The sequence below is a fragment of the Nonomuraea polychroma genome (assembly GCF_004011505.1).
In the GTDB taxonomy this organism is placed as follows: Bacteria; Actinomycetota; Actinomycetes; order Streptosporangiales; family Streptosporangiaceae; genus Nonomuraea; species Nonomuraea polychroma.
This window is the reverse complement of record NZ_SAUN01000001.1, coordinates 7,226,565-7,240,169: the sequence shown is the minus strand read 5'-3', so window position 1 is coordinate 7,240,169 and position 13,605 is coordinate 7,226,565. Positions and strand designations below refer to the sequence as shown.

Annotated in this window: 12 protein-coding genes; 6 read left to right on the top strand and 6 right to left on the bottom strand. The window is 69.9% G+C overall.

Features of this window, described 5'->3' with window-relative positions; all coding sequences use genetic code 11:
• Positions 1-96 precede the first annotated feature (96 nt).
• Both EDD27_RS32950 and EDD27_RS32945 read right to left on the bottom strand, forming a co-directional pair.
• Positions 97-2,421 (bottom strand): serine/threonine-protein kinase, encoded by a 2,325-nt coding sequence (locus EDD27_RS32950; protein ID WP_206641769.1) that lies wholly within the window; start codon positions 2,419-2,421, stop codon positions 97-99.
• A gap of 85 nt (positions 2,422-2,506) precedes the next feature.
• Positions 2,507-3,145, bottom strand: a complete 639-nt coding sequence (locus EDD27_RS32945; RefSeq protein ID WP_127935857.1) for a pyridoxamine 5'-phosphate oxidase family protein — start codon at positions 3,143-3,145, stop codon at positions 2,507-2,509.
• Between the two features lie 71 nt (positions 3,146-3,216).
• Between EDD27_RS32945 and pdxR the strand changes: the two genes are divergently transcribed.
• Positions 3,217-4,596 carry a MocR-like pyridoxine biosynthesis transcription factor PdxR gene (pdxR, locus tag EDD27_RS32940; RefSeq protein ID WP_127935856.1) on the top strand — a complete coding sequence of 460 codons (1,380 nt, stop codon included), beginning with the start codon at positions 3,217-3,219 and terminating at the stop codon, positions 4,594-4,596.
• 32 nt (positions 4,597-4,628) lie between these two features.
• Here the strand turns inward: pdxR and EDD27_RS32935 are convergent, their stop codons facing one another.
• Together EDD27_RS32935 and EDD27_RS32930 are read right to left on the bottom strand one after the other, a co-directional pair.
• Positions 4,629-5,747: a DegT/DnrJ/EryC1/StrS family aminotransferase gene (locus EDD27_RS32935; RefSeq protein ID WP_206641768.1), complete on the bottom strand. Its 1,119-nt coding sequence runs from the start codon at positions 5,745-5,747 to the stop codon at positions 4,629-4,631.
• Entirely contained in the window at positions 5,744-6,826 is a 1,083-nt protein-coding gene (locus EDD27_RS32930; RefSeq protein WP_164903893.1) for a GNAT family N-acetyltransferase, read from the bottom strand. Before EDD27_RS32930 ends, EDD27_RS32935 begins: the two co-directional genes overlap by 4 nt.
• A 152-nt stretch (positions 6,827-6,978) precedes the next feature.
• Here EDD27_RS32930 and EDD27_RS32925 point away from each other — a divergent pair, with 152 nt between their 5' ends.
• From EDD27_RS32925 to EDD27_RS32905, 5 genes are all read left to right on the top strand, one after another.
• Positions 6,979-8,013 (top strand): phosphotransferase family protein, encoded by a 1,035-nt coding sequence (locus EDD27_RS32925; RefSeq protein ID WP_127935855.1) that lies wholly within the window; start codon positions 6,979-6,981, stop codon positions 8,011-8,013.
• Between the two features lie 80 nt (positions 8,014-8,093).
• Positions 8,094-8,846 (top strand): SDR family oxidoreductase, encoded by a 753-nt coding sequence (locus EDD27_RS32920; protein ID WP_127935854.1) that lies wholly within the window; start codon positions 8,094-8,096, stop codon positions 8,844-8,846.
• A gap of 130 nt (positions 8,847-8,976) precedes the next feature.
• Entirely contained in the window at positions 8,977-10,368 is a 1,392-nt protein-coding gene (locus EDD27_RS32915) for a GH39 family glycosyl hydrolase (protein ID WP_241564382.1), read from the top strand.
• Between the two features lie 379 nt (positions 10,369-10,747).
• On the top strand, positions 10,748-11,041 hold the full coding sequence (locus EDD27_RS58415; protein ID WP_338324675.1) for a type II toxin-antitoxin system RelE/ParE family toxin: 294 nt from the start codon (positions 10,748-10,750) through the stop codon (positions 11,039-11,041).
• Positions 11,042-11,212: 171 nt separating this feature from the next.
• A complete protein-coding gene (locus tag EDD27_RS32905) occupies positions 11,213-11,479 on the top strand; it encodes a helix-turn-helix domain-containing protein (RefSeq protein ID WP_241564381.1) in 267 nt (88 codons plus the stop codon).
• Between the two features lie 205 nt (positions 11,480-11,684).
• Here the strand turns inward: EDD27_RS32905 and EDD27_RS32900 are convergent, their stop codons facing one another.
• On the bottom strand, positions 11,685-12,338 hold the full coding sequence (locus EDD27_RS32900; RefSeq protein ID WP_127935852.1) for a GNAT family N-acetyltransferase: 654 nt from the start codon (positions 12,336-12,338) through the stop codon (positions 11,685-11,687).
• A 74-nt stretch (positions 12,339-12,412) separates the two neighbouring features.
• Complete coding sequence (locus tag EDD27_RS32895) at positions 12,413-13,543, bottom strand: DUF418 domain-containing protein (RefSeq protein ID WP_241564380.1); 1,131 nt, start codon at positions 13,541-13,543, stop codon at positions 12,413-12,415.
• Positions 13,544-13,605: the final 62 nt, after the last annotated feature.

The window sequence follows — 13,605 nt, the reverse complement described above, 5'->3', positions numbered from 1 at the left end:
CTTGTCTGGGCCCCCACCCGCACCAACCGGGCGTAGCTTAACCAGAAGGAACCGCTTTCCCGCTACCAATATCCTGAAAAGTCTGGATTACGACTCCTAGTCAACCTTGCCGGGAGTGTCGGACGTCTCGGGCCGCGGCTCCTTGGTGGGCCCATCCTCGGACGGGCACTCGGGCGTGACGCCGGAGGCCGTGTCGCTGCCGTTGGCCGCCGCCGGGTCCGTCGAGGCCGTCACGGACCACTTCGTCCCGCAGGGGAGCTCTTTGACCGGGAGCGTGAAGGTCCTGGTGTAGGACGTCTCGCCGGACAGCGTCTCCGATCTCGTGTCGCCGAGTTCGCCCGCCGAGAACGCCACGGTGAGGCGTACCGGCTGGGTGTTCGAGGTGAGCACCTGGACGGTGGCCGTGAGGCCGTCGCCGGGACCGGCCCGCAGGATCGACACCCGCCGCACCTCTGCGGGTTTCGGTGGGCACGGGACCGAGGTCTGCGCGGTGGCCGTCCGGCCGCCCGCGGTCACCTTCACCGACAACGTCGCGCCGCAGGGGCGGGACCTGAAGGTGTGGGTGAGCGTGCGGGAGTAGGAGGTCTGGCCGGACAGGTTCGCCGTGCGGGTGCCGATCGGGTCGCCGTTCAGCGCGAACTCGGCCTGGACCGGGATCTCGGCGGTGCCGCTCGCCGTGACCCTGATCCTGGCCTGGGCGACGCGGGAGGGCGCGGCGGGGATGACGAGGCCGACACGCAACCCGGTCACCCTCGTGGGACAGGGCGGCACGGTCACCGAGGCTGTCCTGTCGCCGCCGGGGGCCGCGGGGGAGGTGCTGACGGTCAGCGTGATCGTCTTGCCGCACGGGCGCCCTCCCATGGACCAGGTGAGCGTGCGCGTGTAGGTCGTGGAACCGGCCAGGCGCACGCGCTCGGTGCGGCCGTCCGTGCCGGAGGCCGCCCAGGTCGCGGTGGCGGTGACGGCCGCCGTGCCGCTGGCACGCACGTTGATCGTGGTGGCGACCCCGTTCTCGGTGACGATGAGGTCACCGAGGCCGATCGCGAGCACCGACGTGGCCGGCGACGGCGTGATCACCGTCGGCGTCGGGGTCAGGGTGGCCGTCGCGGTCGGAATCGAGGTGGGTGTGGTGGTCGGGGTCGGGGTCGGGGTGGGCGTCCGGGTCCGCGTGGGCGTGGTCGCGGGTCTGGTGGACGCCGGAGGCGACACACTCGGGCTCTCCTCGGGCAGGACCGCCGCCGGTGTGTTCTCGGAGTCGGTCCCGGGCGTGCTCTCCGGGCTGCTCTCAGGCGTCTCCTCCGGCGTCGGCTCCGGTGTCGTCGGAGGGGCCGAGGCCGGCTCGGGGGTGAGCTCGGTCGGCGGCACGGCCGCCGCCGCGCCGATCGGGCCCGCGGGCGTGGGCTCCCTGTTGGCCACCACGACCACGACCGCCACCGCCACGGCGGCCGCCAGCGCACCGCCTATCGCCACCCGCGCGACAGAGCTCGCGTTCGAGCGCAGCCCGCGGAAGACCGTCCTCGCCAGCGACGTGGACACCTCCGGCGTCGCCGCCGGCGGCGGTGTGGGCAGCAGCAGGGCGAGCAGGGCCACCAGCGCGGCCAGCCGCCGTTTGCCCCGCTCCTCCCAGTCCTCGCCGTACGCCGCCCTGGCCACCGCATCCAGCTCGGCCACGAAGTCCAGCGCGCTCTCCGGCCGCTGCCCCGGATCCTTGGCCAGACCGCGCCTGATCAGCCTGTGCACCGGCTCGGGCGTGTCGTGGAACGGTACAGGGGCGTGGACGTGCTGGTAGCCGAGCACGCTCGGCTCGGTCGAGCGGTACGGCCGATGCCCGGTCAGGCATTCGAAGAAGACCGCGGTGGCCGCGTACACGTCGGTCGAGGGCGAGGCCGGCCGCCCCTCCCACAGCTCGGGCGCCATGTACGGCGGCGTGCCCTCCGGGCGGGCGACCGTGCCCCGCCGCACGGCGATGCCGAAGTCGACGAGCTTGCTGATCCCGTCGTCCCTGACGATGACGTTCTCGGGCTTGTAGTCCCGGTGCACGAGCCCCAGCGTGTGCGCCCTGGCCAGGCCGAGCAGCGAGCCCTTCAGCACGACCAGCGCCGCCTCGGGCTCGGTCGCGCCGTGCTCGCGCAGCAACGCCCGCAACGAGACCCCGTTGACCAGCTCCATCACGATGCAGGCCCCGCCGGCGTCCTGGATGTACTCCCACATCGTGGCGATGTGGGGGTCGCGGAGCGTGGTCAGCAGCCGCGCCTCCGACTGGAACCTGGCCAGCGCGGCAGGATCGCCCAGCAGGTCCGCGGCCAGATACTTGATCGCGACCTTGACGCCGGTCTCGTCGTGCACGGCCAGCACGACCCGCCCGCTGGCGCCCGTGCCGAGTTGTCTGACTTCCGTGTATCCGGGAGCGCTCCACTCCATATGCCTCTCCCATCAGGAGCCGGCCCACCTAATGAGACGTGCGATCAAGGAGTCGGGTTTGCCAGGTGGTACCGGATTTATGGAACTACTCCCGATGGAGGATGTGAACAGGAGCATCGATACCTTCTGGGAGCAACGGATCTGGCTCGGGCTCGCCCCACGACGTGACCAGCGGCAGCACGCCGGCCCATACCGGAAGGGCGTGGTCCTCCTCCTCGTCGACCGGCGCGCCACGCCGGATCTTGACCGACGCCTCCTCCAGGGACAGCGCCAGCACGGCCGTGGCGGCCAGCTCCTTGCGCGACGGCGGCCTGGCGTAGTCCCACTGGCCCGGCGCGAGCTGCTCGGTCAGCGCCCGCAGCCCGGTCAGCCGCTCCTCCGGGTCCGTCACCAGCCTGGGCCGGCCGTAGATGACCGCCGAGCGGTAGTTGACGGAGTGGTGGAAGACCGAGCGCGCCAGCACGATGCCGTCCAGATGCGTGACCGTGACGCACACCTCGCCGTCGCCGGCCGCGCGCAGCGTCGTGGCGCCCGTGGAGCCGTGCAGGTAGAGGGTCTCGCCGACACGGCCGTAGCCTGTGGGCACGACCATCGGGTGGCCGTTCACGACGACGCCCAGGTGGCAGATCAGGCCGGTGTCGAGGATCTCGTACAGGTCGTTCCTGTCGGTGCTGCCGCGCTCCTTGGAGCGGCCCAGCATGGTGCGAGGAGTGGTGGAGAGCATGATTCGACCGTAGCCGCGAAGTGGACCTATCCTGTAGGGCCACTATCGACCCCTTCATAGGGACCACTTCCGTGCGTACCTCTGTTGACCTGCCCGTTTCCCTGTCGCGAGACGCGGCCGAGCCGCTGACTGCGCAGCTGGCCGACTGGCTGCGGCGCGCCATGCTGGACGGCGCGCTGGCGCCCGGTGAGCGGCTGCCGTCCACCCGGGCCCTGGCGGCCCAGCTGGAGGTGAGCAGGACCGTGGTCACGGAGGCGTACCAGCAGCTGTACGCCGAGGGCTGGCTGGACGGGCGGCACGGCTCGGGCACCTTCGTGGCGGACATGGAGGCGCCCACGCGGCCTCGTGAGAGGGCATACGTGCCCACGCCGCCGCCCGCGCCCCCGGCCGCGCAGATCATCCTCACGGCCGGCGAGCCCTGGGTGCGCGACTACGACCGGGCGGCGTGGAAGCGGGCCTGGCGCAAGGCCGCCGACCTGCCGCCCCGTGCCGCGCCCGACCCGCACGGCCTGCCGCGCCTCAGAGAGCTGCTCGCCGACCACCTGCGCCGGGCCAGGGGCATCGCCGTCGGCCCGGAGAACATCCTGGTCACCAGAGGCACCGGCAACGGCCTCGACCTGTGCGCGCTCGCCCTGCTCGGGGCCGGCGCCCGTGCCGGCGTGGAGGACCCGGGCTATCACGTGGCGCGGACCGTGTTCGCGGCCCGCGGGGCCGAGGTCGTCCCCTGCCCGGTGGACGAGGACGGTGTGATCGTGGACGGGCTGCCCGGCGACCTGCGGGTGCTCTACACGACGCCGGCCCACCAATACCCGCTGGGCGGGCGGCTGCCGATCCCGCGCAGGGAACGTCTGCTGGCGTGGGCAAGGAGCACGGGTGCGACGATCGTCGAGGACGACTACGACGCCGAGTTCCGCTACGACGTCGCCCCGCTGCCCGCGCTCTACGGCCTCGACCCCTCGCGGGTGGTGCTGCTGGGCACGCTGTCCAAGACCCTCGCGCCCGACGTCGGCGTCGGCTGGCTGGTCGGCGACCCCGAGCTGGTCACCAGGATCGCCGACCTGCGCCGCGCCGTGGCCGACCGCACCAGCGGACCCGTCCAGCAGGCCGTGGCCACCCTGCTGGAGCGCGGCGACCTCGACAGGCACCTGCGGCGCATGCGCCTGGAGTACGCCCGCCGCCGCGCCGTGGTCGTCGAGCTCCTCGCCCCCGTCTGCCGGCTGCACGGCGACACGGCCGGGATGCACGTGCTGGCGGAGCTTCCCGCGGAGGTGGTGCCCACCGTGGTCGAGCGGGCCAGGGAACGCGGCGTGCTGCTCGACTCCACCGAACGCCACCACCACGGGCGGGAGCGGCTGCACGGCCTGGTGATCGGCTACGGCTCCGCGTCGCTCGCCGACGTCCGCCGAGCCTGCCGCATCCTGGCCGACCTGATCAAGAACGCCTCCGGCTGATCCCGCCGCCCGGGAGCGCGGCGCTGGGCGGGTCAGGGAAGCGGCGGAGGCGGCTCCAGACGGCGGAGGACGGGCAGGGCACGGGTGGCGTACACCGGGTCGACGGGCAGCACGTGCCGGGCCCACCAGCGGGCGGGGACCGGGTCCGGTGACGGCTCGGTGAAGCCCGGGGCGTAGTCGTCATACGGCGGGTCGTACAGGTAACCCGTGGCGACCCCGTGCCGCTCCAGCTCGGCGATGGCCGCGTCCCTGTCGCGAACCAGCAGCGGGACCCGGAACAGCGGCTGATCGAGGTTGTCGCGCACGGCCGGTGCCACGGTGGGCAGCTCGGCCAGCCGGGCCACGCCCGCCAGCCGCCGTCCCCGATCGGCCGGGACCTTGGCCAGGCGCCGGGACTGGTACCAGCGGGCCAGGCGGCCCCGGCGCGCCCGGTAGTGGTGCAGATCGGCGCGGACCCAGGGGTCGAAGGGCGGCAGCGAAGGGGCTTCCTTGAGCGCCAGCTCCAGCCCGTCAGGGTCGAGCGCGATGCGGTAGCCCTCGCGTTCCTCCTGCATGCCGAGCAGGCGCATGAGCGTGAGCGCCGGGCGTACCAGATCCAGCTTGAGCGCCGCCTGGCGGGCCATGGAGGTGGCCACGCCGATCAGGTCCGCTCGCCACGACCCCGGGGCGAGCAGCTCGTCGCGGGCGCGTTCGAGTGCCCGCAGGTCGGACTCCCGCTCCACGGCGAGCACGCCGCCCGAGCCCGCGGCCGGGTGTTTGGAGAGGCTGAAGACCCCCGCCTGGCCGAACGTCCCCAGCGGTCGCCCGCCGATGGTCGTCTCCATGGCGTGCGCCACGTCCTCGATGAGAATCTTCCCGGCGAAGGCCTCGGCGCGGTCGGGCAGTCCGTAGAGATTGGTCGTGAGCACGGCGTCCACCGCGGCGAGATCGACCCGGTCGGCGTCGATGTTGCCGTCCCGCGGCGACAGCGGCGCGATCACCGGCCGCAGGCCGGCCGCGAGCACGAGGAAGAGGATCTCGTCGGCCGAGATGGGTGACATGAGCAGCCGCTGCCCTGGCGTGCACCAGTGGCGTAGTGCCAGGTAGAGGCCGAGGCGGTTGGAGGGCAGTGGCAGGCAGTGACGGGCCGTGCGCTCTGAGATAAGTTTCACCGCTGTACGACAGTACGCAAGCGCCCGTAGGTTTTCAACGCCTTGTCCGCGGTCTTGAGCAGAATCGGGTTGGCCATCACGGTGGCCCGGGTCTTGCGCACCGGCACCCGCATCATCCAGTGCACGCCCGCCGCCGGGCTCGCCGTGGCCACCCGTCCCTCGGCCACCTCCAGCTCGCCGTTCTTGAGCTTGTCCTTGTACTCCTTGTCGCCGCGGCCCATGTCGATCATCTGGATCCCGTCCGCGGCGGCCTGCTCGGCCATCGCCAGGTGGTGGATGAGGCCGGGGGAGTATTTGGCGAATTGCGTGTCGTAGGCGGGGAACCAGCCGGCGAGGGTCGTCCGGGTGCGCACCCCGAAATGCCCGGCCACGGGCTGGTCGTCCACGTAGATCATGTCGAGCACCCCGGCGAAGCTCTCCGATCGGGTCGCGAGCAGCCTCTCGACGAGCTCGACGATCCAGCGGTGCGCGAACCTGTCGGTACGTCCGGTGCGCCGGTATTGGTCGGTCTTCCAGCCGAGCAACGTGCGGAGCGGCCCCACATCGGTGATCGCGAAGTCGTGGCGCAACGTGCCGGCGTCCCGCTGGAGCTTGCGGGACTTGGCCAGGGTGGTCTTGTATGTCTTGCCGGAATGTTCCTTCAGCGTCGCGGTGTACCGCTCGTACCCGTCGCGCAAGTCGATGATCGGCGACGGGTAGCGCTCATGCCGATCGTTCAGCAGCGGCTGTCCGGACACCAGGTGGTCGAACTCGTAGACCGCCAGCCCGCAATCCTTGATCAGCCGACGCACGTCGATCTCGAGGTCCTTGGCGTGGACCAGGCCCTGGGCGTCGGTCAGCCCCGCGGCGACCGGTTTGCCGATGCCCAGTGGATGCCGTTCAAAGGGGAAGAATCCCACGATTTCCGGACCGTCGTAAAGCACGGCGACGCGGACCACATCTCGTAGTTCGCCCACGGTGACAGTGAATTCCGGGGACAGGAACGGGTTGTCGAAGGCGGGGTCGGACTCCTGAAGAGCCCGCCAACGACTCAGCTCTGTATTCCCCAGTTCGCGGGGGAGGGCAACGGTGACGCGCATGAGCTCCTACTGACGACATGCCTCGTTCATCACTGGGGCAGGCATGTATGGCCAGCCTAAGGGGTGTTTCTGGTGCTCAACGACGTGGCTGCGAATTCTTACAGAATTCTCAGCTGGCGTCCAGAAGCCGAGTGGCGTTCTAATGTGTGTCCATGACCGTACCTGGCATCGACCGGCCCCGCCTGGTCCAGTGGATGGGCCGGAACGTGCCCGACGCGGGCGAGCCCCTGGCCGTCTCCCTGATCTCCGGCGGCCGGTCGAACCTGACCTATTTGGTCGAGGCCCGCGAGCGCACGCTGGTGCTGCGCCGGCCGCCGCTCGGTCACGTGCTGCCCACCGCCCACGACATGCGGCGCGAGTGGCGCGTCATCTCCGCGCTCGCGCCGACCCCTGTGCCGGTGCCCGAGCCGGTCGCGTTCTGCGCCGACGAGGACGTGATCGGGGCGCCGTTCTATCTCATGGGGTACGTGGACGGCACCGCCGTACGGACCAGGGAGCAGCTCGGCGACCCGGCGCCCTCCCGGGCGAGGCAGCTGTCGGAGCGGCTGGCCGACGTGCTGGCCGCCATTCACGCCGTGGACTACCGCGAGGTGGGGCTGGGCGACTTCGGCAGGCCGGAGGGGTACATGGTCCGGCAGCTCGACCGGTGGTGCCAGCAGTGGGAGCGGTCGAAGACAGCCGACCTGCCGGAGTACGACCGGCTGGTGGACCGGCTGCGCAAGCGGCTGCCCGCCGAGTCGGCCGCGAGCTCCGGCACGCTCGTGCACGGCGACTACCGGCTGGACAACACGCTGATCCGGCCGGGCGATCTGGAGATCATGGCCGTGGTCGACTGGGAGATGTCGACGCTCGGGGACCCGCTGGCCGATCTGGGGCTGACGTTGACGTACTGGCACGATCGCGGGGACGAGGAGCGGGCCAGGATCCCCGTGGCGGGGGACGTGACGGTGGCGCCCGGCTTCATGAACGCCGCCGAGTTCGCCGGCCACTACGCGAAGGCGTCCGGACGCGACATTTCAGATCTCGGGTTCTATGTGGCCTTCGGTAACTTCAAGCTGGCGGTCATCGTGGAGGGTATCCACGCGCGGTTCCGGCAAGGTAAGACCGTGGGAGAGGGATTCGACGCGATCGGCTCCGCCGTGCCGACGCTGATCTCCCGCGCACACCGCATGCTCGACCACGCTTGACCCGGACAGGCTCTGCCGCGGCGGAACGCCGCAGAGGAAGCCCTGAGATCGCTGACCGCACCCCACGAGGAGCGAGCGCCATGAGCACAGTTGCACTGATCACCGGAGCGGCGAGCGGCATCGGGGCCGCCACGGCGCGGCGCCTGTCGGCGGGCGGCGTCAGGTGCGTCCTCGTCGACCTCGACGGCGCGGGCGTCGAGCGGCTGGCCAAAGAGCTGGACGGCACGTGGCTGGCCGCCGACGTCAGCCGCGAGGAGGCCTCACTCGAGGCGGTGGCGCTGGCCGAGCAGCGGTTCGGGCGGCTGGACCTGGTGCACCTCAACGCCGGGATCTCCGGCAGGGTGGACGTGACGGCGTTCGACGTGGAGCGCTACCGCCAGGTGATGGGGGTCAACGTCGACGGCGTGGTCTTCGGCGTACGCGCCGCCGTGCCGCTCCTGCTGCGCTCCGGCGGCGGCGCCATCGTGGTCACCTCGTCGCTGGCCGGTCTCGTGGGCTACGTCGGCGACCCGATCTACACCATGACCAAGCACGCCGTCGTCGGCCTGGTCAGGGCGCTGGCCGAGCCGCTGGCGGCGCAGAACATCCGCATCAGCGCCGTCTGCCCGGGCTTCACGGACACGCCGCTGGTGGCCGAGGCGCGAGAGATGTTCGTGAACGCCGGGTTCCCGCTGCTCACGGCCGAGAACGTGGCCGCCGCGGTCGAGTCCGCCTTCTACACCGACGTTCCTGGCACGCTTCTGATCGTCCAGCCCGGCAGGCAGCCGGTCCCGTACCGCTATGCCGGGGTCCCCGGTCCGGCCGGCGGGCAGCGCCCACCACGCGGCGATTAGCGGAGGGAGAGACGCGGACGGGCGCAGCCAACCGTAACTCTCTTGCAAGTAGGACGATTACCGTAATCAGGGCTGGGCCATGCTGTGTGCTCTGCCCTGATGACGTCCGCGACCTGTGAGGAGCGTTTCAGTGATTCCGACCGACGGCCGACACGCGCGCCGACGATCGCCATGGCCGATCGCCCTGGGAGCAGGAATCCTGGCGGTCGTCCTAGTGGCGGGCATCATGGTCTACGCGGCCACCCGATCCAAGCCCCGCACCGGGTTCGCCGGCGCCGAGGTCGCCACGAAGGTGCCCACCTCGGCCCCGCCGGAGCTCGACCAGCCGCCGGCGCTGGAGACCTGGCCGCGCTGGGGCATCACGCACACCCAGTACAGCGCGGACAACGAGCCGCAGGGGATCGTGGAAGAGGCCAGGGGTGTGCTCGGCCGGGTCCCGATGTTGCAGAACCAGCACATCATGGGCTGGGGCGTCGGCAATCCCGAGCCGAGCCCGGGGCAGTTCAACTTCCGTGATCTCGACCGGCGGCTGAAGTTCATGGCGTCCTCGCGGGCGGTGCCGGTGATCACGCTGTGCTGCGCGCCCGACTGGATGAAGGGCGGGCAGGCCGGGCGTACGGACTGGAGCAAGAACCACACGGTCGCGCCCGAGCCCGAGCACTTCGACGACTTCGCCAAGCTGGCCGTGCGGGTGGCCAAGCAGTATCCGACCGTCAAGCACTACATGGTGTGGAACGAGTTCAAGGGCTTCTGGGACCCGGCCACCAACCGGTGGGACGCCAGGGGCTACACCGAGCTCTACAACAAGGTCTACACGGCGCTGAAGAAGGTCAACAAGGACATCCAGGTCGGGGGCCCGTACATCCCGATCGAGAGCAACGCCCGCTCCCCGCAGTCCTCCGAGCTGAGCGGCCCCTGGGGCACGATCGACCAGCGCGCCCTGGACGCGATCGAATACTGGATCGACCACAAGAAGGGCGCGGACTTCATCGTCGTCGACGGCGCCTCCATGACCAACGACAAGGGAAACGTCCCCGACGACTTCGCCGCCCAGGCCAAGTTCAGCGCGATCACCAACTGGCTCCGCGGCAAGAGCGGCGACCTGCCGGTGTGGTGGGCCGAGTGGTACGTGGAGCCGGAGAACGCGGGCTGGTCGGAGGAGAAGCGGACGGCGGTCCAGGCGACGGCGCTGATCGAGTTCGCCAAGAGCGGCGTGACCACGGCCCTGTACTGGAACCCGCAGCAGAAGGACAAGGGCGAGTGCGCCGGCTGCCTGTGGGCCCCGAAGGTCGGCGGTGAAATGCCCATGGCCGGCCTGCTGAGCGGCTTCACGAAGTGGTTCCCGACGGGCGTGCAGCTGGCCGACGTACAGTCGTCGGACAAGCGGGTGAGGGTCCTCGGCCAGGAACGCCAGATCGTGATGGTGAACACCGCGGACGAGGAAGTGACGGCGACGGTGGACGGCAAACAGGTCACCCTGGCGCCCTACGAGATCAGGTGGACGGGCAGGGGCGGCGCGTAGGCCCCCGCCCGCACCCACCCCTTGCCCGATTACGTGGTTGCCTGACGGGGGCCCACCCCAAAGGTCCTCGCCAATCGCTCGGGCGTCCTTTCTAAAAGCACCCACCCGTTGCCCGATTACCAAGTGGGCTGGCTGGAGCCCACCCCGAAGGGGCCTCGCTTCGCTCGGCCTCTCGCGCATTCCGATTCACTGGCCGCCGAGCTGTATTAGGTGGTCTACCGGGGATCATGCTCGGAAGGAACCGCAGCTCCTCTGCAGTTCTATCGACACTCGTGGACGAGGAAGGAGCTGAAGCCCATTCTTGGTGAAGGTCATTGGTTGAGGGCGGTCCTGTCCCAAGGGGCCTGTAGTCGATGGTGGAGCGAGCGGCCTGCAGCTCATGGCTTGGGCATACAGATTTTTGTATATTGGTGCCGTGAGCGAGCCATGGTCCATCGAGGTTGAGCCGGAGGTGCGCCAGTGGTTGGAGCTGTTGTCGGATGCTCACTATGACAAGGTTGAGCGCGCCGCTGACATGCTCGCAGAGCAGCCGACCACTCTGGGCGAGCCCTACTCCAGGCACCTGGGCGGCAAGGTACGGGAGTTGCGGTGCAACTTGGAGGGCAGTGCGGTACGACTCACGTACTGGCTCGCGTCCGGGAGACGAATCGTGTTCTTAACGGTTTTTTCGTAAGACACGCATGCGAGAAGGTACTGAGATCGAGCGGGCAAAGCAAGTTCAGAAAGTGTGCGAAGCCGAGCATGCGGTGGCGGGTCACACCTATGTCCGGGAGGTGACAGAAGGTTGAACCATTCACAGTGGAAGACGCGGCGTACTCGTGCTTTGCTCGGCGAGGAGGTCGAGGTGTCCGAGGCGTACGTGGAAGCAGGGTATGCGTTCGCGCTCGGACAGGCCGTCTACGACCGGCGGACCGCTTTGGGCCTCTCGCAGGCGGAGCTTGCGCGGCGTGCGGGCATGACTCAGCCGCAGATCTCCAACATTGAGAGCGGTGGGACGGTGCCTACTCTCGCCCTGCTCGCGCGGCTCACCAGGGCGCTTGATGCGTCGCTGAACATCGCCTTGGACGACGATCGCTCAAGCTTCTCGTTCACCCCGCACGCTGCCGCCTAGTCTGGCTCGGGCGGTCGCGGAGCGAATCGAGGCCCCGGGTGGCCCCAATCGATGGGGTCCATCGGTCCTCTGCTGGCTGCGCCAGAGCGGGGGCGATGATGGCGGCATTGGCGGCCACCCCCCCGGTGCCTTTCGCGCGCGGCGCTGGACTCGCTCCACGATGATTGGTCCTGTTCCAGCTTGTCGAGGGCTTGGTGTCATGTGCTCATGACGGCAGTGGCTGTGTCGTCGGCAGGCCGAAATGCGGCAGGCAGGCCTCCAAACCGTGGATCTTCACCGGCACCGGGCTGGTGAAATCGTCCCGGTCCAGGCGCAGGCGCTGCTGGACCGCTCGCTGCCCCCGTATCTGCTGGACGATCATCCCATCTGGCTGGTAGCCGAGCTTGCGGGAGACGGCGAGTGACGCTGGGTTGTCCAGGAAGGCGCTGGAGACCGCCGTCTGGGCGCCGAGCCCGGCGAAGGCCAGGTGGAGTACGGCGGCGCGCATCTCGGTGCCGAGCCCCTTGCCCTGGTGAGCACGGCCCAGCCACGAGCCCGTGCGCACCTCCCGCGTGACGGAGAAGTCGGTGGCGGCCAGGTCCTGGGCGCCGATCACGCGGCCTTCATGGACGACGACGAAGTTGCAGAACCAGTTGTCGGGCTGGCAGCGCGCCATGACTCCGAGATGGAAGCGGATGACGTTGCCCGGGAGCTGGGCGGCGGGGGCATCGGTCCACGGCGCCCCGAACGGCATGCGGCCGGGATCGTGCACTCCTTCCAGCGCCCGGTCGGCGAGCTCGTCGAGGTCGTCCAGGGAGGGGATCCGCAGTTCGAGGTGGGGTGTGGTCAGGCGCAGGTTAAAGAGAGGCCAGTGGCGCATGTCGGCCTATTGTTCAGGGCCACGCCGACAAGGTCACCTCAATTACGCGCGACGGCCTGGTCTGCGTCAGCACGTCAGGCACCCGGTCTGCGACAGTACGTGAGGTATCGCAGCAACCACTCCACCGGCCCGTACCGATGCCCCTTGAGCCACCACCGGCTGTAGAGCACCTGGGCCGTGAAGATGCCGAGAGCGATCACGACCTCCACCGGCGGGCTGACCCGGTCCACCAACGCCAGCCCGTACCCCGTGAAGATCAACGCGCAGATGAGCGACTGCGCCAAGTAGTTGGACAACGCCATCCGGCCGGGCGCGGCCAGGGCGCGCCCGAGCCGCGGCACATGAGGCAGTAGCCGCAGGAACGTGGCCCCGTACGCGGCCGCCAGCAAAGGAGCCGTCACCAGGTCCACCGCCTCGCCCCAGAACTTGTGGACGGTGCCGTTCCAGGCCGCCAGGGTATAGAAGCACGCGCCCGCCAGCCCGACCGTGAAGCCCGTCCACTGGAGCCTGCGGAGCGTCCTCGTGTGGGCGGACAGGTCGCGAAGTGCGCCCAGCTTGCCGATGGCGAGACCGACCAGGCAGGCGGCCAGCACCGCCGGACCCTGGAAGAGCACGCGGAGCATGATGATCGAGGACAGTTTGCGGACGTGTTCGGCGACGATCTCCCAGAAGCCGCTGCCGAGGGCCGCGTCCGATCGGGTGGCCTCAGCGGCCCCGCCCGCGACCGTGCCCGACATGTCGTGTCCCGCCATGGCCATCAGGGCCAGCAGCACGAAGCCGAGGGCCAGGAGGGCGGTCAGGCCGGCGGCCAGCAGGATCGCGGCACGGGGCGTGATCCGGCGCAGCACCAGCAGCGCCACGCCCACGGCCGCGTACGTCGTCAGGATGTCCCCGGGGAACAACAACACGGCGTGCGCCAGCCCGAGCAGGAACAACCCGGCCAGCCGGCGCAGGAACATCGGGACGAACGGCCGGTCCAGCCGGGCGGCCGAGTCGAGCTGAAGCGTGAAGCTGTAGCCGAACAGGAAGGAGAACAGCAGGTAGAACTTGTTCTCCAGCAGCAGCGTCACGGTCCACCGCACGCCCCAGTCCAGCGGCGAGTCGAACGCGGGCTCCGCCAGCCCGGCCATCCGGTAGCCGGAGGCCAGGAAGGCGATGTTGACCACGAGGATGCCCAGGAGTGAGAAGCCTCTCAGAGCGTCCACAGAAGCGATCCTCGCGGCCGCGGATGGGGGTCGTGCGTCCGGGGTTGCGGAAAGTGTCCTCT

Excerpts from the sequence above, each read along its gene's own strand:
- EDD27_RS32950 (WP_206641769.1), bottom strand. The coding sequence starts at position 2,421 with ATGGAGTGGAGCGCTCCCGGATACACGGAAGTCAGACAACTCGGCACG.
- EDD27_RS32945 (WP_127935857.1), bottom strand. The coding sequence starts at position 3,145 with ATGCTCTCCACCACTCCTCGCACCATGCTGGGCCGCTCCAAGGAGCGC.
- EDD27_RS32930 (WP_164903893.1), bottom strand. The coding sequence starts at position 6,826 with ATGCGCGTCACCGTTGCCCTCCCCCGCGAACTGGGGAATACAGAGCTG.
- EDD27_RS32925 (WP_127935855.1), top strand. The coding sequence starts at position 6,979 with ATGACCGTACCTGGCATCGACCGGCCCCGCCTGGTCCAGTGGATGGGC.
- EDD27_RS32920 (WP_127935854.1), top strand. The coding sequence starts at position 8,094 with ATGAGCACAGTTGCACTGATCACCGGAGCGGCGAGCGGCATCGGGGCC.
- EDD27_RS58415 (WP_338324675.1), top strand. The coding sequence starts at position 10,748 with ATGGCTTGGGCATACAGATTTTTGTATATTGGTGCCGTGAGCGAGCCA.
- EDD27_RS32900 (WP_127935852.1), bottom strand. The coding sequence starts at position 12,338 with ATGCGCCACTGGCCTCTCTTTAACCTGCGCCTGACCACACCCCACCTC.